The sequence below is a fragment of the Nocardia sp. NPDC006630 genome (assembly GCF_040611495.1).
GTDB lineage: Bacteria > Actinomycetota > Actinomycetes > Mycobacteriales > Mycobacteriaceae > Nocardia.
On record NZ_JBEXOK010000003.1, the window covers coordinates 442,818 to 459,897 of the forward strand.

Sequence of the window (17,080 nt, forward strand, 5' to 3'; positions counted from 1 at the left end):
GAACGGACGGATCATGGCAGATTGTTCCAACGTGACCAATACATCCGGAGACGCGTATCCCCTCGGCGAGACGATGACTACGACGGTCACCGTGCACGACGGCGCGACGGTGCTTGCCGTGATCGGTGAGGTCGATCTCGCGACGGCCCCCGCGCTCGAGAATGCGATCGAATCGACCCTGGCCGGGAAACCGGGCGCACTTGTCATCGATCTGTCCGAGGTGAGCTTCCTGGCCTCCGCGGGCATGGCGGCGCTGGTTGCCGCACACCAGCGGGCCGGCGCGACCCGCATCGCCGTGGTCGCCGACGGGCCCGCCACCAGTCGGCAGCTGCGAATGACCAATCTGGACCAGGTCTTCTCGATGCATCCGACACTCGACGAGGCGCTGTCCGCGCTCACCATGAACTGACCTCCCGCAACAACAAAGCCCGCGATATCCACCGCACACAGCGGATATCGCGGGCTCTTTCATGCCCGGGCGCAGTACCTCAGTCGCAGATGGTGCGCAGCTGCTCGACCAGCTTGACACGCTCGTCCTTGGTGGCGGCCAGGGGCACCACATTGAGGGCGGTCACGCCGGCCTCGCGGAACGCGGCGACGCGCTCCTTCACGAAGGACGCCGAACCGATCAGGCTGACATCGCGCACCAGCTCGTCGGGAACAACCTTGGCGGCCTCATCTTTTTTGCCCGCCAGGTACAGCTCCTGGATGCGGTCCGCCTCGGCGCCGTAGCCGTACTTGGTCGCGAGGGTGTGATAGAAATTCTTGCCCTTGGCGCCCATACCGCCGATGTACAGCGCCAGATGCGGCTTCACGAATTCGCGCAGCGGCTCCACATTGTCGCCGATGGCCAGCGGCGGACCGGCGAAGATCTCCAGCTTGCCCAGCGCCGGATCACGCTTGGCCAGACCGGTTTTGAGCGACTGACCCCAGATGTCGTCGGCCTTCTCCGGGAGGAAGAAGATGGGCTGCCAGCCCTCGGCCATTTCCGCCGCCAGCTCGACGTTCTTGGGCCCGAGCGCCGCCAGCAGCACCGGAATGTTCTCGCGCACAGGGTGATTGATGAGCTTGAGCGGCTTGCCCAGACCGGTGCCCTTTTCCGCGGGCAGCGGAATCGTGTAGTACTTGCCGTTGTACTCCAGGCGCTCCCGCCGCCACACCTTGCGGCAGATCTCCAGGACCTCGCGGGTGCGGCCGATGGGCGCGTCATAGGGCACACCGTGGAAACCCTCGATGACCTGCGGGCCCGAGGCGCCCAGGCCCAGAATGAAGCGGCCGTCCGACACGTAGTCCAGACCGGCGGCCGTCATGGCCGTCAGGGTGGGCGTGCGGGTGTAGAGCTGCATGATGCCCGAAGCCAGCTGCACCCGTTCGGTCTTCGCGGCCAGATAGCCCAGCCCGCTCACCGCGTCGAACGAATACGCCTCGGGCACGAACACGATATCGAGGCCGGCCCGTTCGAGGTCGGCGACCTCGGCGGCTACCTCTTTGAAGCCGTCGGTGTAATTGATCGACAATCCGATACGCATGATTTGGACCTTACCGACACCATCCCAGCCATCTCCCAGCGGCACCGAGCCGGGTACGGTAGGCGGCGAATCTCGCACCGTTCCACGCACTCTCGAGGAGGCCCTTTCTCATGACTCAGGACGCCGCGCAGGCCATCACCACCTTCGGTGACTCGACACTGCAGGGCTACCTGGATGAGCTGGCCGCCAAGGTGCCCGCGCCGGGTGGCGGCGCGGTCGCCGCACTGCACGCCGCGCAGGGCGCCGCGCTGGTCGCCATGGTCGCGCGCTACACCACCCGCGCCAAGGATGCCGAGAACCGGCCGGTCATCGACCGCATCATTCTGGCCGCCGATATCGCCCGCGACCGCGCGCTCGCCCTGGCCGATGCCGATGCCGCCGCCTTCACCGCGGTCGGTTTCGCCTACAAGATGGCCAAGGAGACCGAGGCGCAGCAGGCCGCGCGCACCGAGGCCATTACCGCCGCCCTGCTCGGCGCGGCCCGGGTGCCCGCCGCCGTGGTCGCCGCGGCCGACGAAGTCGTCTCCCTCGCAACGGAATTGCTGCCCATCGGCAACCCCAATGTGGTCACCGATGTCGGCGCCGCCGCCGATGCCGCGCGGTCCGCCGCCGCCAGCTCGCAGCTCAATATCGCCATCAATGTGGCCTCGCTGGGCGTCGGCGCGGGTGCGGAGTTCGCGCCGGTGCTCACCCAGATCGACGAGGTCATCGCCCGCGCGGACGCACTGCACAACGATGTGATCGCGGCCATCACCGGCTGAGGCGTTCGAACACTCTTCCGAAAACGTGCCCTGCTCCGTCTCGGAGCAGGGCACGTTTTTTTGCCGTGGCACGATGCCCGATTTCCGTGCTCCCAGCGGCCTGGCTAATACCTGGCCGCCCCGTTATCCCCAAGTGTCCACGCCGTGTGCAATGTCACGAAGCGAGAACATTTCCAGAAGAAAGGGATAATCAGGTCATAGTCTGAGCTCCCAGAACCACACCCTCGCGAAGGGATGGAACGATGCGGAACGCGTTTCGTTTTCTGTTTGCCGCAACAACACTCGCGGCAGCAGCCGTGTTCGGCTCCGGAGCCGCAGGGGCGGTGCTGACAGCACCCGATATCCCGGCGGTGCAGGCGATTTCGCCGGGGCCCGGTGAAGTGGTGGGCATAGCCGCACCGGTCAGGGTGCAGTTCGCCGCACCGGTTGCCGATCGCGCTCGCGCCGAACAGGCGGTGGGCGTACGCGCCGAAACCAGTTTGGCCGGGCACTTCTCCTGGGTAGACGACCGTCAGTTGACCTGGACTCCGGCCGCTTACCTGCCCACCTCAGCGCCTATCACGGTGTCGGTGGGCCGCCTGCACACCCAGTTCGATACGAACGGCGGCACGTCGGCCGATGCGGATATGTCGGCGCACACCTTCACGGTCTCCATCGGCGGCGTGGTGGTGCGAACAATGCCCGCGTCCATGGGCAAACCCGGCCGGGAGACTCCGGTCGGCACGTTCCCGGTCATGTCCCGCGAACGCACGGTGACCTTCGATTCGCGGACCATCGGCATTCCGCTGAGCGATCCGGAGGGCTATCTGATGACCGGCGAATTCGCCGAACGTCTCACCTCGGGTGGCGTGTACGTGCACTCGGCGCCGTGGTCGGTTGACTCCCAAGGCAATTCGAATGTCAGCCACGGCTGTATCAACCTCGCTCCGGCGGACGCGGAGTGGTACTACGACAATGTCGCGATCGGTGATCCGGTGACGACGCACTGGTGAGCACCTGCAAAAGCACAGGTGAGCACTGGTAGGACGAAAATCGGGGGCCCTCGCAGGCCCCCGATTTCTGTGTGACTCAGTGAGTTTCCCGGAAACTCAGCGCGCCGATTCGGCCGCCTGCACCACATGACGCATGAGCAGTGCGGTGGTCACCGGGCCGATGCCGCCGGGCACGGGGCTCAGCGCCGAGGCCTTACCGGTCACGGATTCGGCATTCACATCGCCGGTGATATTGCCGTTCTCGTCCTCATTGGTGCCCACATCGAACACAACCGCGCCTTCGCGCACGTGCTCGCCGGTGATCAGCCCGGCCCGGCCCACCGCGGCGACCACCACATCGGCGGCCGAGGTCACCGACGGCAGATCGGTGGTGCGCGAGTGCGCGACCGTCACGGTGGCATTCTCGGCCAGCAGCAGCTGAGCCAATGGCTTGCCGACCACATTGGAGCGGCCCACGACCGCGACCAGACGACCGGCGAGCGGAATCGCGTGGAACTTGGCCAGCTCGACCACGGCCTCGGAGGTGGCGGGCGGGAAGCCCGGAAGGCCGGAGGCCAGCAGGCCCAGTGACAGCGGGCTGACGCCGTCGACATCCTTGGCCGCGGCGATCGACAGGCTCACATCGTCGAGGCCGACACCCTTGGGCAGCGGGGTCTGCAGCATGATCGCGTCCACCGCCGGGTCGGCCGACAGTTCGGCAAGCTTGACGCGAATCTGCTCGGCGGTAGCATCGATGCCGAGATCGACGTTCTCGCAAGTGATTCCATTGCGCTCGGCAGCGCGATTGAGCGACTTCACGTACCAGATGCTGGCCGGATCGTCATTGGCGATCACCAGCGCCAGGCGCGGCGCGGTGCCCTGCTCCGCGAGCGCGGCAGCCCGTGCCTTGGTGTCGGCATTGATGGCGGCGGCGAGTTCCTTGCCGATAAGCGAAGTCGTATCCACGGATTCACACCTTATCCCGCCGGCGGTGCCGCACTGCGCGCACCGCAGGCCGGACTCGCGCGCGTGTGTTCCCGCTCACACCGGTGTCCAAACCTTATAAATCGCATCGGCAAATACCCGAAGAAAGCTCTGGTCAGCCGTATCGTGTCAGCATTCGGTACCGAGCCATTAGCCAGCAACAGGCATAGATATCCAGCAAGCATGTGTGACCCTCCCCGAAAGGTCGACAGCAGTGCAGATCGCCAGGCGTTTACCCACACTCCTCGTGGCGGCCGCGGCCGCCCTGACCCTCTATGGACCGGCCGTCGCACAGGCCGACGCCGGAGCGCTCTACAACTCGGCGCAGGACAATTTCACCGATGGCAACGAGGGCGGTGGACTCGCGGATCTGCGGAATCTGCTCGCCGAATCCCCCGATGACGCGCAGGCGCTGGCCCTGCAGGCCATCTGGTCGGACTACACCGGTGACCTGGTTACCCGGGAAGTGGCGCTCAACCGGCTCAACGGCCTGAATCCGCAGCTGGCCGACGGCACCCGGAATGTGTTCCGGGCCATCGGGTCCGCGGTCGGTACCCTGCCCAATCCGATTCCGGCCATTGCCGGACCGGCCACCGGTATCGCGGTGCTGGGCTACGGTCTGCTGCCCGACGGCAGTATGCGGCCCGAACTGGTGAACCGCTTGCAGGCGGCCTGGTTGCAGGCGATCGCCTCGCCGATGTCCCCGATTCTGGTGACCGGCGGCAATCCGCAGAACGGGATCACCGAGGCGGCGGCCATGCAGGGCTGGCTGATCGGCCATGGAATTCCGGCCAATCGGATCGTGGCCGACCATCGTGCCGGATCCACCGTGCAGAATGCGCTCTTCGGTACCGATATGCTGCGCAAGGCGGGCGCGACCAGCGCGATCGTGGTCACCTCGCCCAATCACATTCGCCGTGCGGTCGCGGATTTCATTGTGGCGGGCATCCCGGTTGTCGGTGCCACCACCTCGCTCGAGCAGCTGGTTTCCTCGCTGGCGCCGCCGGCTCGCGCCAGTCAGCGCGGCATCTATCTCGACGCCACGCGCACCCTGCTGCTGCCCACCTCGCGTTAGCAGGTCCGCGCCGCTTCCTACCGCCCGTTCCGACCCGCATGGCATGTGCGCAGGTCGGGGCGGGCACAATGGCGCAGTGAGTTCTCCCGATACCGATACCCTGGTCGTGCGACTCCGGACGGCCGGTTGTGTCTTCGCGGAGGAGGAAGCCGAGCTGCTGGTTGCCGCTGCCACCGCTGCCGCGCAGCTGGAATCTCTTGTGGTGCAGCGCATTGCCGGCGTACCGCTGGAGCATCTGCTGGGGTGGGCGGAATTTCGCGGAATCCGGGTCGCGGTGACGCCCGAGGTGTTCGTTCCCCGGCAGCGTACCGGCTTCCTGGTCGAGCAGGCCGTCTCGCTCGCGCGCGACGGCGGCGCAGCGTCCGAGTCGTCGATTGTCGCGATCGATATGTGCTGCGGCAGCGGTGCACTCGGGATGGCATTCGCGACCGAGCTTGCGGCGGAAGGTATTCGAGTGGAACTCACTGCCTGTGATATCGAACCGCCCGCCGTCGCCTGCGCCCGCCGCAATCTCGCTGCGCTGGACGCACGGGTGCTCGAGGGCGATCTCTTCGATCCGGTGCCCCCCGAATTGGCTGGGCGCGTGCGGATTCTGCTCGCCAATACCCCGTACGTCCCGTCCGCGGAGATTGCCCATATGCCGCCGGAGGCGCGTGACCACGAACCGCGGGTGACGCTGGACGGTGGCCCGGACGGACTCGACGTGCTGCGCCGGATCGCCGCCGTGGCCACCCACTGGCTCGCACCGGGCGGACATCTGCTGGTCGAGGAGAGCGAATCGCAGGCGCCGCGCGCCGTGGCCGTCATGCGCGAGCACGGGCTGACCGCACGCATTGCCGAGGACGAGGACATCGGCGCGACGGTGGTCGTCGGCACCCGTCCCCTGGCAGCGGGCGTGCACGGATGAGCATTCGCGGCATTCTCTTCGACGTCGACGACACCCTCATCGACTACGCGGCCACCGCGCGCATCGGCCTGCTCGGTCATCTGCGCGCCGAGGACCAGTTGTGGCTGTTCGAATCACCGGACGAGGCGGTAGCGCTCTGGCGCAGCCTGGAGGAGGAGCACTACCCGCGCTTCCTGGCCGGCGAGCTCACCTTCAAGGGCCAGCAGCTGGTGCGCACCGAATTGTTCCTGGCGCATATCGGCATCAGGGTCGCCGATCCGTCCGCCTGGTTCGCCGACTACGCCGCCCGCCGCGACGTCGCCTGGATCACCTTCCCCGATGTCCCGCCGACACTGCGCGCCCTGGCGGGTCAGGTGGCCCTCGGCATCGTCTCCAATTCCTCACTGGCACACCAGCAGGACAAACTCCGCTCGGTGGGCCTGCTCGAGCATTTCGGTGACGCGGTCCTGTGCTCGGCCGAATTCGGCACGGCCAAACCGGATCCGGCCATCTTCCTCGCGGGCTGCAAAATGCTGGAGCTTCCCCCGGACGAGGTCGCCTATGTCGGCGACCGCTTCGACACCGACGGCCTGGGCGCCCGCAATGCCGGTCTGCGCGCCTACTGGCTCGACCGCACCGCCCGGGGCGTGGCCCACCGGGAAGGCGTCACGATCATCCCGTCCCTGGTGGAGTTGAGCGCTACGACGTTCGCCTCCGGCCTTGACTCCCTCTGACAACTGCCGCACGCGCCTGCCGGTGCGTGCCTAGAGTCGTCTGATGATCGACATTCCGGAGTCCTTCGCGTTCACCAAAGAATTCGGCGAAGGGGAACGCGGGCGGGCCTGGATCGCGGCGCTGCCGGGATTGGTCGACGAACTGCTGCAGCGCTGGTCCTGCAGGCCCGATGGTCCGGTCATGCACGGTCAGGTCGGGATCGTGGTACCCGTGCGGCATCGCGACCTGCCGCCCGCGGTCATCAAGGTCTCGTTCCCGCACCCGGGCAATGCGCATGAGCCGGATGCTTTCGCGGCCTGGAACGGCCACGGCGCGGCGCGTCTTTTCGAGCGCTGTGACGACCGCTTCGCCATGCTGCTGGAGCGGGCGCACTACCGCACCCTCGCCTCGGTCACCGACCACGAGGAGGCCATCGGCATAGCGGGCCGGCTGTCGCACCGGCTGAGCATCGAAGCACCGCCGGGACTTCCGAAGCTGTCCGATCAATTGGGCGCGTGGGAGGACGAAATGCTGGCCGCCTCAGCAGCTTTCGACCACCCCCTGCCGAACAGGGTGCTGGACGCCGCGCTCGCCACCTTGCGCGAACTGGGACCGGAGCAACCGAACATCCTGATCCACGGCGATCTGCACGACGCCAATATCCTGGCCTCCGAGCGCGAACCCTGGCTGGCGATCGATCCCAAGGGGCACGTCGGCGATCCGGCCCACAATGCCCTCAATGTCCTCCGCAGCCCGCGCTTCGCCGCCCTGCTCGGCAGCCCGAACTTGAAGCCCGAAGTCCTGCGCCTGCTCGATATCTATTGCGACGCAGCCCAACTCGACCGTGTTCGCACCCGCCGCTGGACCCAGGCCAGGACAGTCCGAGAAGCGCTTCTGGGACGCAAGCAAGGCGATCCCACCTGGCTGATCCACGCCACAGATCAGCTGGCCGACGCCCTCACCTAGGACCCGAGAACTTCAGGAACATCAGCAAAGCGGATGGGTGCATCCCGTCCAGGCAGCTTCGAAAGCCGGCTGAGGGACAGTTGACCGGGGACCTTCGAACGTCCCCAGCAGCAACGATTGCGGCTGATGGGAGGTGTGCTCGTCGGCGTCCGCTCTGTCAGATCAGCTGGTCTCCAGCGACTTTCGGATCTCGGCGGCGAGGTCGAGTTGAGCTCGGGCGGCCGTCAGGGCGGCGGTGGTATCGGCGGCGGTCCGCTGGGTGGCAGCCGAGATGTATTGGGCTACGCCGGATTCGATGGACGCGACGGCCTCGGTGGCCAGTTTCAGTTGGTCGGCAGCGGCTGCGGGTGGGAGGGCGGCCATGGCCACCAGGCGGTCGTCCCAGGACAGGGCGGCCTGTTCGAGTTCGGCGCGCAGGACGAGGGTGGTGCCGTCGTCGAGAGCATCGGCGGTGCGCAGGGCGGTCATGGTATCGCGCAGGCGGCGGTGCAGGCGGGGGGCCGGGTCGTGGGAACCCGCCCAGGAGGCGGGGGCCTTGGTGGGGGTGCCGGGCACCACCTGATTCGCGGCGCCGACCGCCTGTTTCTGGCGTTTCGAGAGCAGCGCTGTGCCGCCGCCGATCGCTACGGCGAGCACTATCAGAAGTACGAGCACCCACACCATCGCTACACCCTCATCCGCTAATTGTGGTGTCCGGGCGCCGTATTCGGCGGCCGGGGCACCGTGGTCCGGCTGGTGGCCGAGTGATGGCCGTGCAGTCCGTTGTACACCAGGATGATCGCCACGATGGCGACGAGCACCGCCACGATCAGGGCAATGATCTTGATCTTGCTCCAGGGGCGGTCACCGGAAACCTCACCGGTGAGACCGTTGATGTACACCTGGTACGGCTTGTCCATATAGACGACGGTCAGCAGCCAGATCGGCAGCAGCAGATGCTTGTACGCCAGCCAGTTCCACGAGGTGTTGGACTCGTGCACGATCTGGCGGTCGCCACCGATCGCGGCGTGCACCGTGCTTTCGATCGCCTGCTCCATGCGCTGCTGCGCCTCGGGCAGCGACTGTTCCGCGTCATTGTCGTAGGTGCGGCACAGGTGACCCGCGACGAATTCCGGTGAATACGAACGCGCTTCCTCGACCGGCCAGGGCTCCAGCGCGCGAATGCGCGAGCGGTTCAGGTTCTCGTTGGCGAGCACCGGGAGATCCGCGAACTGATTGCTCACCTCACCGGACGCCGGAAACCAGCGGGTACGCGTCTCGTAGATCGGATCGCCGTCTTCATCGGTGCCGGTCCGCACCTGATAGTCCTCACCGCGCTCACCCTGATACCAGGTGTCGGTATCGGCGTCGTAGGTGAAGTACGCGGTGTAGAGGCTCGAGAATGCGCCGATCTGCCGGTACTTGCGGAATTTGGACGGTGCGAACCACCGTCCGGAGACCCACTTCTCGACCAGATCCCGGGCCTGCTTCTCTCCGACGTGGAAGGGCAGCAGCCCGTCCACCGGGAGCCGTGCGGGCGCATTGTGCACATCGTCGCGCTGGATCGGCGTCGCTCAGTAGGGGCACCGGGTGGCGGTGAGCGTACCGTTGAATCCGGTTGTCCCACCGCAGTTCTGACACTTCACCTCCCACTCCCCCGTGACCTGCGGCCCGGCCTGACCGGCCTGGATCTGCCGCAACTCCGCAATGGCGGGCCCGAGCTCACGCGCCTGCACCGGAGTGTTCGGCACGGTGATGGCCGAGCGATTACCGCAGTTGGGGCACAGCAGATCCTGTCCCACCGGATCGAACCCCAGCTGCCCACCGCACGACGAACACGGATAGGTGCGGGTCTGCTCGGTGGTGTGCAGCATGGCGCGATCCGGAACCGGCTGCGGCACCGGCGTTGCCGGAGCAGCCTCCGGAGGCGCAGGAACCGGGGCCGCAAATCCTGGCTGCGGTGCATACCCGACCTGCGGCACGTATCCCGCCTGCGGAAGCGGCGGCGGCTCAGCGCCGGGAGCAACCTGAGGCTGACCGGTCGGCAGTGGCGGCGGTCCTGAAGACGGCGCACCGGCCGCAGGCAGCGGCGGCGGACCGGCGGGCAGCGGCGGGGTCCACGGACGCGGCTCGGAGGTCGGTAGCGGTGGTGGGGGCGCCGATCCCCGAGGGGGAAGTGGCGGGGGTGCGGCCGGGTACGGCGGCTGGTTGTCGTTCACTGAAGCTCACTCGCGGTGACGGAAGCGACGGTTACACCGTTGCTGCGGAGAGACTTTCGGGTGCGCCGACGATACCGACGTCGCGACGTGGGTGCCGCGCACGTGACATACATTGCCGGCGCACCCGCCGGTCTCGTGGATTGTGCGGGCGGGCAGCGCTTACCGCGGCGGTAGCGGCGGCGGGGTGCCCGGCAGCGGCGGCGGTGCGGCGAAGAGCGGCTGCAGCGCCGGGACGGTGGAGGCGGCAACCCAGCCCGCCATGCCCTCCGCCCACACATTGGTGTCGCGGGTGAGCTGTCCGGCCGAAACATACTGGCGCAGTTGCTCGATCGGGAACGGCCCGGCCGCCTGCCCGCCATTGTCGAAGTGGAAGACCTGCTGACCCGGCAGCGGCGGCGGGGCGGCCTGCTGCGGCGCGGCCGGCGCCTGCTGCGGCGCGGGCTGGGCGAACCCGCCCTGCATCTGCCCGGCCATCTGCCCGCCCAGCACCATGCCCATTCCGGCCTGCATGGCGGCTCCCATTCCCCCACCGGGGTTCTGGGCGGCCGCGAGCATGGCGTCGGCGGCCTGCATCTGCTGATACCGATTGAGGTCGACATTGTTCATGAACCCGCCGGCCTCGACACCGCGGGCGACGCCGCGGGTCATGGCCTGCTGGATCTCTTCGGGCAGCGAGATCGACAGCGTGACCTGGTCGACGCCGATACCGAATCCGGACAGCCGCTGTGCCACGAATTCGCCCAGCTTGCCGGACAATTCGACCTGACGGCCCTGCAGATCGATGGCCCCGAGCCCGCTGGCCAGGACCATATCGGAGAAGGCCAGCGCCATATTGTTGCGCAGCGTCTCGCTCAGCACATCGGCGTCGACCTCGGCATTGGTGCCGATCATCTGCCGCAGGAACACCTCGACATCGGTGACCTTGACCATGGCGGTGCCGTTGGCGCGGATCTGCACCATGCGGAAGTCGGGATCGCGCACGGTGACCGGTTGCGGTGTCCCCCAGCGCATATCGGTGACCGGCCGGGTATTGATGAAGTACACCTCGGACCGGAACGGCGAATTGAAGCCGTGCCGCCACCCCTGCAGGGTGGACATGATCGGCATATTCTCGGTGGTGAGCTGGTAGTGCCCGGGACCGTACTGGTCGGCCAGCTGCCCCCGGTAGACGAAGACCGCGCGCTGGCCCTCCCGGACGATGAGTTCCGCACCGTTCTTGATCTCGTTGTCGTAGCGCGGGAATCGCCACGCCAAGGTGGTGCGGGTGTCGTCGAGCCACTCGATGATGTCGACGAATTCGCCCCGGATCATGTCCATCAGGCCCATGAAGTCTCCTGTTCCTCCCTTCGGGCACAGCGCCCGCCCTGCGCGAGTATCGCACAGGCGTGTAAACGCTCGTGTCCCACGCGAACTGCTATCGCACGCAGGCACCCCCGGTGTTATCGCGTTCCGCTGACCAGCAGGTTCAGCCCGGAAATGACGACCTGCCCAGGACATGAAAAGGCCCGCGTGGGAGCATCTCCCCACGCGGGCCATCGCTCGAAAAGCTACTTGCGGCCGGTGAACTCGTCCATGGAGTGATAGACGCCGACGCTGTTGAGGTAGAAGTCGCGCACCTTCAGCGGCAGCAATCCGGAGATGGCGCGGTTGAGCCGCGAGGTCCAGGGCAGCACCACCAGCGCCGCACCCTTCTTCATCTCCTCCCAGGAGGTGTTCACGACCTCCTCCTGCTCGAGGATGGGGGTGAACAGGAAGCCCTTGGCGCCGTCGAACATTCCGGTATTGATGTAGGTCGGGCAGACCGTGGTGAACTTGACGTGCTCATTGCCGGACTGCTCCAGCTCCAGCCGCACCGAATCCGACCAGCCCAGCGCCGCCCACTTCGAGGCCGCGTACACGCTCATGCGCGGATTCGCGACCAGCGCCGCCGACGAGGCGATGTTCAGCACCCGCGCCTCGCCGCTGTTCTTCACCATCGCCGGCAGGAACTCCAGCGTGATGTACATGGGCGCAAGGGAATTGATGGCCATGGTCTTATCGATATCGGCCCGGTTCTCGGTCTCCCAGAAGTAGCCGTTGCCGCGCACGATGCCCGCATTGTTGATCAGCACATCGATATCGCCGACCTGCTCGCGCACCGCCGCACCGTGCTCGGCGATGGCATCACGATCGGAGACGTCGACCACATAGTGGTGAATGCTGCTGCCGCCCAGGGCAGCAAGCTCGGCCGCCGTCTCCTTCAGTGCCTGCTCATTGATATCCCAGAGCACCACGTGGGCGGCCTGTTCGCGCACCGCCCGCTCCGCGAACGATTTGCCCAGGCCCATAGCGGCGCCCGTGACGAGGACCTTCTTGCCCGCTACGTTCTTCATTTCGTGCTGCTCCCCTGTATCGATTGTCCGCGAATCACTTCTGCCGCAACGACTTCATGACGCCCAGGTAGACCGTCATGGTCTTGGCCCACAGCTGCTCCGACATGCCGGGCAGCGGGGCGATGGGCAGCATGCGCTGCACCGCGATGGTCTGGGTGTCGACGTACTTGAGCAGGCCCTCCGGACCGTGCCGGCGACCGGTGCCGGAGATGCCGAGCCCGCCGGACGGTGCGGCCACCGAACCCCAGGCGGCGATGAAGCCCTCATTGACGTTCACCGAACCGGCATTGACGCGAGCGGCGATCTCGCGACCGCGGTCCGTATTCCGGCTCCACACACTGGCATTGAGGCCGTAGGCGGTGTCATTGGCCTGGGTCACGGCCTCGTCATCGCTGGCGACGCGGTACACCGAGACGACCGGGCCGAAGGTTTCCTCGCGGAAGACCGTCATCCCCTCGCGCACCTCCGCGAGAATCGTCGGCTCGTAGAAGTACGGACCGAGTTCGGGACGCGCCTTGCCGCCCGCGAGCACGGTCGCGCCCTTGGCGACGGCATCGTCGACATGCTTACTGACGGTGTCGATCTGGCGCGGGAAGGTGAGCGAGCCGATCTCGTAATCGAAGTCGAGGGTCTTGCCGAGCGTGAGCTTCTTGGTATTGGCCACGAATTCAGTGACGAACTGGTCATACACCTTGTCGTGCACATAGATTCGCTCGATCGATTCGCACAGCTGCCCGGCCGAGGCGAAGCAGGCGCGCACCGCGATCTTGGCGGCGGCGGAGACGTCGGCGTCCTCCAGCACGAGCAGCGGATTCTTACCACCCAGTTCGAGGGAGTAGCCGATGAGCCGCTCGCCCGCCTGCTGCGCGATGGTGCGGCCGGTGGCGCTGGAACCGGTGTAGTCGACGTAATCGGCGCGGGCGATGACCTCGGGCCCGAGCTTGGCGCCGCGGCCGAGTACGGCCTGCCACAGGCCCTTCGGCAGTCCCGCGCGCTCGGCGATATCGATGGCCCACAGCAGCGTCAGCGCGGTCTGATTGTCCGGGCGGCCGATGACGGCATTGCCCGCGAGCAGCGCGGGCAGCGCGTCCGAGGCGCCCAGCGCGAGCGGATAGTTCCACGGCGAGATCACGGCCACCACACCCTTGGGCCGGTTGCGGACCTCGACCTGGGTCAGCAGCGGCATGACGCCGCGCGGCTTGCGGTGCGCGAGAATGCGTTTGCCCTCGGCGGCATAGAAGCGGGTGTTCACCGCGACATCGGAGACCTCGTCGAAGGCGTGCACACGCGACTTGCCGGTCTCGATCTGCACGATATCGAGAATGGTGTCCTGCTCGGCGAGCACCAGATCGTGAATGCGGCGCAGCAGCGCGGCTCGCTCCCCGACCGGCACCTTCGCCCACTTCTCCTGGGCGCTGCGCGCGGTGGTGAAGGCGGTCTCCACATCGGCGACGGAGGACTGCGGCAGATCGACGATCTTGCGGCCGGTGGCCGGCGCGAAGATCTCGACCGACGGCGCGCTGCCCGCGACCGCATGGCCGAGCAGTCGCTGTACCAGATCGAACGGCAGTGCATCGGCGGCGGCGAGCTGCGGGGCAGTCGACATTGGTCGCCCTCTCGAGGAGTCGGACGCGGGCGGGCCCGCTATTTACTGAACACCGATGTTAGGTGAACACTAGTGTTAGATTAATGGGCGTGACGCACCTCATGTCAAGCCGTACGCGCGGTGGCCACCTATGACGGCGGCCTCCACGGCAGCGGCCTCCACCGCAACGGCCTCCACCGCGGCCCGGCGCGGCCGCCCGCCGCAGACGGCGCAGCAGGCCGATCAGGTGCGTGCGCGCATCGTCCTGGCCACCGCCGATGTCTTCGCCGAACACGGTTCACGCGGGCTGAGCGTCGCCCGCATCATCGATGCGGCCGGACTGGCCCGGCCGACCTTCTATCGCTATTTCGCCAATGCCGTCGAACCCCTGCACGCGGTCCTGACCCTCTCGAACGACGATCTGGTCGGCGGCATTCGCGCCGCGCTCGAACGCACCGAAGAGCCGGTTCAGCTGGGCATCAATATGATCGAGGCCTATCTCTACTGGGCGAGCGGCCACGGCCCGATGCTCTCCCCGCTCTTCGCGGAACTGCACGACCCCGGCTCACCCGTCTCCTCCTATCGGGAGCGGGCCCTGGACGATATTCGCGAACTCGTTCGCACCAAGTTCGTCGAACTGGGCCGCCCGGTACCGGCTCCCTTGGATCTGGATACCGCCCTGCAAACCTGCGAATTCGTGGTCTACCGGATTTCCGCGGGCGGCGAACCCGGTCCCGAAACCATCGCGGCGGCCCGGCTCACCATGATTCGCAGTGTTCTGGTCACCCTCGGACGCCGCGAAGACGTCGAATACGCCCTGACGATCCCCGGGCTCTTCGCCGCTGATTGAGAGCGCAGCCCGCTCACCAGCTACTTTCGCGCGCGGAGCAAATCGCGGCATTCGCCTGCCGGACCGGCCAGGTTCCCGGCGCCGTGCCCGGATTGCACCTACCGTGGTTTATGCGAACTTTCGTTCACCTGCTGCTTTTCGCCTGTGCCATCGCCATCGCCGTCGGCACCTTCGGTCCGCTGCTCGGCACGGTCGAGGCCCGGCATGTCCGGCTGTCGGATCTGCGCAATGGCTTCGGTTCCGGGCAGACCATCGATCAGGCCGGCAATCAATCCGTCTCGCTGGTGGTGTCCCTGGCCATCGTGCTGCTCGGTGTCGCGCTCGTCGTGCTGCTGGCCGCGCTCTTCGGTTCCCGGGTGCTGGGCTGGCTCGGCGTACTGGCCGGGCTGGCGAGCCTGGGCGTGCTCACCTGGCGGCTCGACGAGCAGTTCGATCAGGAGCTGCGCGCGGACTACCGCACGCTGCTGAGTGGCAGCTGGGGTCTGTACCTGGTCGGCGGCGGGCTCGTCCTGGCCTTGCTCTGTCTGCTGGCTCCACGCGAGCGGGTTGTTCGCGCCATCCCGCGGAGCTAGCAGTCGAGGATGGTCCGCTACGGAGCGCTCGATACCCGATCAGGTTCGCTCGCGCGCTCGAAGCGCATGGCCGGATCGGTGACCTTGCCGTAGCGAAGTTTCGGGAGGTCGCGCAGGTAGTTCATATGCAGTTTCCAGGGGGCGCGGTCGCCTTGCTTGGGGAGGCGATCGAGGGCGCGCAGGACATAACCGGGCTCGAAGTCCAGGAAGGGGGCCGTGCCGACCGACGGGTCGCGGACGGGGGTGGCTTTGGCGTAGCCGTGCGAGTCCATGTAGCGGAGCAGGCGAACCACATACTCGCACACCAGATCTGCCTTGAGGGTCCAGGAGGCGTTGGTGTAGCCGATGATGAAGGCGAAATTGGGGACGTCGGAGAGCATCATGGCCTTGTAGGCCATGGCATTCGGGAGTTCGACGGGTTCACCGTCCACCGTCAGGGCGATATCGCCGAAGGCCACGAGGTTCAAACCCGTTGCGGTGATGATGATGTCGGCCTCGAGGTCGCGGCCCGATTCCAGATGCAGGCCGGTCTCGGTGAAGGTCTCGATGCGATCGGTGACCATCTCCAGCTTGTCGTGCCGGATGGCCCGGAACAGATCGCCATTGGGCACCAGGCACAGTCGCTGATCCCACGGGTTGTAGGGCGGATTGAAATGCGTGTCGATGTCGTAACCCGCAGGGAGCCAACGCTCTTGCAGTCCGTGAATCCAGGCGCGCATACGCTTCGGATAGCGCTGCGAGATCTGGTACATCGCGGTACTGAAGCCGACGTTCTTGGCGCGCGCCAATCCGTATGCCGCACGGGCGGGCAGGATTCGGCGCAGCCGATCGGCAATGGCGTCCCGCGCGGGCATGGAGATGATGTACGACGGTGAGCGCTGCAGCATGATCACCTGCGCGCCCTGCTCGGTCAGCGCCGGGCCGAGCGTCACCGCCGTCGCGCCGGAGCCGATGATGACCACCCGCTTGCCCGCCACCTCCAACTGCTGCGGCCAGTGCTGCGGATGCACCACAGGCCCCCGAAAGCGCTGCATACCAGCAAAATCCGGGGTGTAGCCCTCGTCGTACCGGTAGTAGCCGGAGCAGCTGAACAAAAAGTTCGCGGTCATGGTCACCGATTCGCCGTCATGGTCGGCGGTCACCGTCCACAGATCGTCGATCGAAGACCATTCCGCCCGCACCACCCGATGCCGATACCGAATGTGCTTGTCGATCCCGCCCTCGGCGGCCGTGTCCCGCACATACTCGAGTATCGAACCCCCATCGGCAATGGCCTTGTCCCCCAGCCACGGCCGGAACCGATACCCGAGCGTGAACATATCCGAATCAGACCGAATCCCCGGATAGCGGAACAGATCCCACGTCCCCCCGATCGCCTCCCGCATCTCCAGAATCGCATAGGTGCGCCCCGGAAACGCCCGCTGCACGTGATATGCCGCCCCCACCCCGGAGAGTCCGGCCCCGACAATGAGCACATCGACGTGCTCCGGCGTGCCGCTCATCGCTACTCCTTCGATTCGCCCGAATCCGGCGCTCGCGGCTCACATTCGCAAGGGCAGCCCGGCCGGTGCCTCCGCACCCTGAATTCCAGCGTATCCACCGCGGCACCGGCGCAGG

General features: G+C 66.7%; 18 protein-coding genes. 9 read left to right on the plus strand and 9 right to left on the minus strand.

The features are described from left to right. Positions 1-73: 73 nt before the first annotated feature. Positions 74-409, plus strand: a complete 336-nt coding sequence (locus tag ABZX86_RS10125) for an STAS domain-containing protein (protein WP_355122602.1) — start codon at positions 74-76, stop codon at positions 407-409. Positions 410-488: 79 nt separating this feature from the next. Here the strand turns inward: ABZX86_RS10125 and ABZX86_RS10130 are convergent, their stop codons facing one another. After that, positions 489-1,529, minus strand: a complete 1,041-nt coding sequence (locus tag ABZX86_RS10130; RefSeq protein WP_355122000.1) for an LLM class F420-dependent oxidoreductase — start codon at positions 1,527-1,529, stop codon at positions 489-491. A gap of 110 nt (positions 1,530-1,639) precedes the next feature. Here ABZX86_RS10130 and ABZX86_RS10135 point away from each other — a divergent pair, with 110 nt between their 5' ends. Both ABZX86_RS10135 and ABZX86_RS10140 read left to right on the plus strand, forming a co-directional pair. Continuing rightward, a complete protein-coding gene (locus ABZX86_RS10135; protein WP_355122001.1) occupies positions 1,640-2,290 on the plus strand; it encodes a cyclodeaminase/cyclohydrolase family protein in 651 nt (216 codons plus the stop codon). A 242-nt stretch (positions 2,291-2,532) separates the two neighbouring features. Continuing rightward, on the plus strand, positions 2,533-3,282 hold the full coding sequence (locus ABZX86_RS10140) for a L,D-transpeptidase (RefSeq protein WP_355122003.1): 750 nt from the start codon (positions 2,533-2,535) through the stop codon (positions 3,280-3,282). 96 nt (positions 3,283-3,378) lie between these two features. On the opposite strand, the gene ABZX86_RS10145 is transcribed toward ABZX86_RS10140, so the two are convergent. Then, positions 3,379-4,227 (minus strand): bifunctional 5,10-methylenetetrahydrofolate dehydrogenase/5,10-methenyltetrahydrofolate cyclohydrolase, encoded by an 849-nt coding sequence (locus tag ABZX86_RS10145; protein WP_355122005.1) that lies wholly within the window; start codon positions 4,225-4,227, stop codon positions 3,379-3,381. A gap of 232 nt (positions 4,228-4,459) precedes the next feature. Between ABZX86_RS10145 and ABZX86_RS10150 the strand changes: the two genes are divergently transcribed. The 4 genes from ABZX86_RS10150 to ABZX86_RS10165 all read left to right on the plus strand — a co-directional run bounded on the left by ABZX86_RS10150 (position 4,460) and on the right by ABZX86_RS10165 (position 7,886). Continuing rightward, on the plus strand, positions 4,460-5,320 hold the full coding sequence (locus tag ABZX86_RS10150; RefSeq protein WP_355122007.1) for a YdcF family protein: 861 nt from the start codon (positions 4,460-4,462) through the stop codon (positions 5,318-5,320). Between the two features lie 76 nt (positions 5,321-5,396). Beyond that, entirely contained in the window at positions 5,397-6,227 is an 831-nt protein-coding gene (locus ABZX86_RS10155) for a putative protein N(5)-glutamine methyltransferase (RefSeq protein WP_355122009.1), read from the plus strand. After that, positions 6,224-6,940, plus strand: coding sequence for an HAD family hydrolase (locus ABZX86_RS10160; protein ID WP_355122010.1), 717 nt, complete (start codon positions 6,224-6,226; stop codon positions 6,938-6,940). Before ABZX86_RS10155 ends, ABZX86_RS10160 begins: the two co-directional genes overlap by 4 nt. Before the next feature lie 43 nt (positions 6,941-6,983). After that, positions 6,984-7,886, plus strand: a complete 903-nt coding sequence (locus ABZX86_RS10165; RefSeq protein WP_355122012.1) for an aminoglycoside phosphotransferase family protein — start codon at positions 6,984-6,986, stop codon at positions 7,884-7,886. Between the two features lie 162 nt (positions 7,887-8,048). Here the strand turns inward: ABZX86_RS10165 and ABZX86_RS10170 are convergent, their stop codons facing one another. The 6 genes from ABZX86_RS10170 to ABZX86_RS10195 all read right to left on the minus strand — a co-directional run bounded on the left by ABZX86_RS10170 (position 8,049) and on the right by ABZX86_RS10195 (position 14,062). After that, positions 8,049-8,549, minus strand: coding sequence for a hypothetical protein (locus ABZX86_RS10170; RefSeq protein ID WP_355122014.1), 501 nt, complete (start codon positions 8,547-8,549; stop codon positions 8,049-8,051). A gap of 17 nt (positions 8,550-8,566) precedes the next feature. Next, positions 8,567-9,415 carry a hypothetical protein gene (locus ABZX86_RS10175; RefSeq protein WP_355122015.1) on the minus strand — a complete coding sequence of 283 codons (849 nt, stop codon included), beginning with the start codon at positions 9,413-9,415 and terminating at the stop codon, positions 8,567-8,569. Positions 9,416-9,439: 24 nt separating this feature from the next. Continuing rightward, positions 9,440-10,084, minus strand: coding sequence for a hypothetical protein (locus ABZX86_RS10180; RefSeq protein WP_355122017.1), 645 nt, complete (start codon positions 10,082-10,084; stop codon positions 9,440-9,442). A 159-nt stretch (positions 10,085-10,243) separates the two neighbouring features. Continuing rightward, a complete protein-coding gene (locus ABZX86_RS10185; RefSeq protein ID WP_355122019.1) occupies positions 10,244-11,410 on the minus strand; it encodes an SPFH domain-containing protein in 1,167 nt (388 codons plus the stop codon). Positions 11,411-11,631: 221 nt separating this feature from the next. Further along, on the minus strand, positions 11,632-12,456 hold the full coding sequence (locus ABZX86_RS10190; protein WP_355122021.1) for an SDR family NAD(P)-dependent oxidoreductase: 825 nt from the start codon (positions 12,454-12,456) through the stop codon (positions 11,632-11,634). A 34-nt stretch (positions 12,457-12,490) separates the two neighbouring features. Then, positions 12,491-14,062 (minus strand): succinic semialdehyde dehydrogenase, encoded by a 1,572-nt coding sequence (locus tag ABZX86_RS10195; RefSeq protein ID WP_355122023.1) that lies wholly within the window; start codon positions 14,060-14,062, stop codon positions 12,491-12,493. 130 nt (positions 14,063-14,192) lie between these two features. Between ABZX86_RS10195 and ABZX86_RS10200 the strand changes: the two genes are divergently transcribed. Together ABZX86_RS10200 and ABZX86_RS10205 are read left to right on the plus strand one after the other, a co-directional pair. Further along, positions 14,193-14,891, plus strand: coding sequence for a TetR/AcrR family transcriptional regulator (locus ABZX86_RS10200; RefSeq protein WP_355122025.1), 699 nt, complete (start codon positions 14,193-14,195; stop codon positions 14,889-14,891). A gap of 110 nt (positions 14,892-15,001) precedes the next feature. Then, complete coding sequence (locus tag ABZX86_RS10205; RefSeq protein WP_355122027.1) at positions 15,002-15,463, plus strand: hypothetical protein; 462 nt, start codon at positions 15,002-15,004, stop codon at positions 15,461-15,463. Positions 15,464-15,480: 17 nt separating this feature from the next. Here the strand turns inward: ABZX86_RS10205 and ABZX86_RS10210 are convergent, their stop codons facing one another. Next, positions 15,481-16,965, minus strand: a complete 1,485-nt coding sequence (locus tag ABZX86_RS10210) for an NAD(P)/FAD-dependent oxidoreductase (RefSeq protein ID WP_355122028.1) — start codon at positions 16,963-16,965, stop codon at positions 15,481-15,483. Positions 16,966-17,080 lie beyond the last annotated feature (115 nt).

Coding starts and splice junctions, on each gene's coding strand:
- ABZX86_RS10125 (WP_355122602.1), top strand. CDS start 74: ATGACTACGACGGTCACCGTGCACGACGGCGCGACGGTGCTTGCCGTG.
- ABZX86_RS10130 (WP_355122000.1), bottom strand. CDS start 1,529: ATGCGTATCGGATTGTCGATCAATTACACCGACGGCTTCAAAGAGGTA.
- ABZX86_RS10135 (WP_355122001.1), top strand. CDS start 1,640: ATGACTCAGGACGCCGCGCAGGCCATCACCACCTTCGGTGACTCGACA.
- ABZX86_RS10140 (WP_355122003.1), top strand. CDS start 2,533: ATGCGGAACGCGTTTCGTTTTCTGTTTGCCGCAACAACACTCGCGGCA.
- ABZX86_RS10160 (WP_355122010.1), top strand. CDS start 6,224: ATGAGCATTCGCGGCATTCTCTTCGACGTCGACGACACCCTCATCGAC.
- ABZX86_RS10165 (WP_355122012.1), top strand. CDS start 6,984: ATGATCGACATTCCGGAGTCCTTCGCGTTCACCAAAGAATTCGGCGAA.
- ABZX86_RS10170 (WP_355122014.1), bottom strand. CDS start 8,549: ATGGTGTGGGTGCTCGTACTTCTGATAGTGCTCGCCGTAGCGATCGGC.
- ABZX86_RS10185 (WP_355122019.1), bottom strand. CDS start 11,410: ATGGGCCTGATGGACATGATCCGGGGCGAATTCGTCGACATCATCGAG.
- ABZX86_RS10190 (WP_355122021.1), bottom strand. CDS start 12,456: ATGAAGAACGTAGCGGGCAAGAAGGTCCTCGTCACGGGCGCCGCTATG.
- ABZX86_RS10195 (WP_355122023.1), bottom strand. CDS start 14,062: ATGTCGACTGCCCCGCAGCTCGCCGCCGCCGATGCACTGCCGTTCGAT.
- ABZX86_RS10200 (WP_355122025.1), top strand. CDS start 14,193: ATGACGGCGGCCTCCACGGCAGCGGCCTCCACCGCAACGGCCTCCACC.
- ABZX86_RS10205 (WP_355122027.1), top strand. CDS start 15,002: ATGCGAACTTTCGTTCACCTGCTGCTTTTCGCCTGTGCCATCGCCATC.
- ABZX86_RS10210 (WP_355122028.1), bottom strand. CDS start 16,965: ATGAGCGGCACGCCGGAGCACGTCGATGTGCTCATTGTCGGGGCCGGA.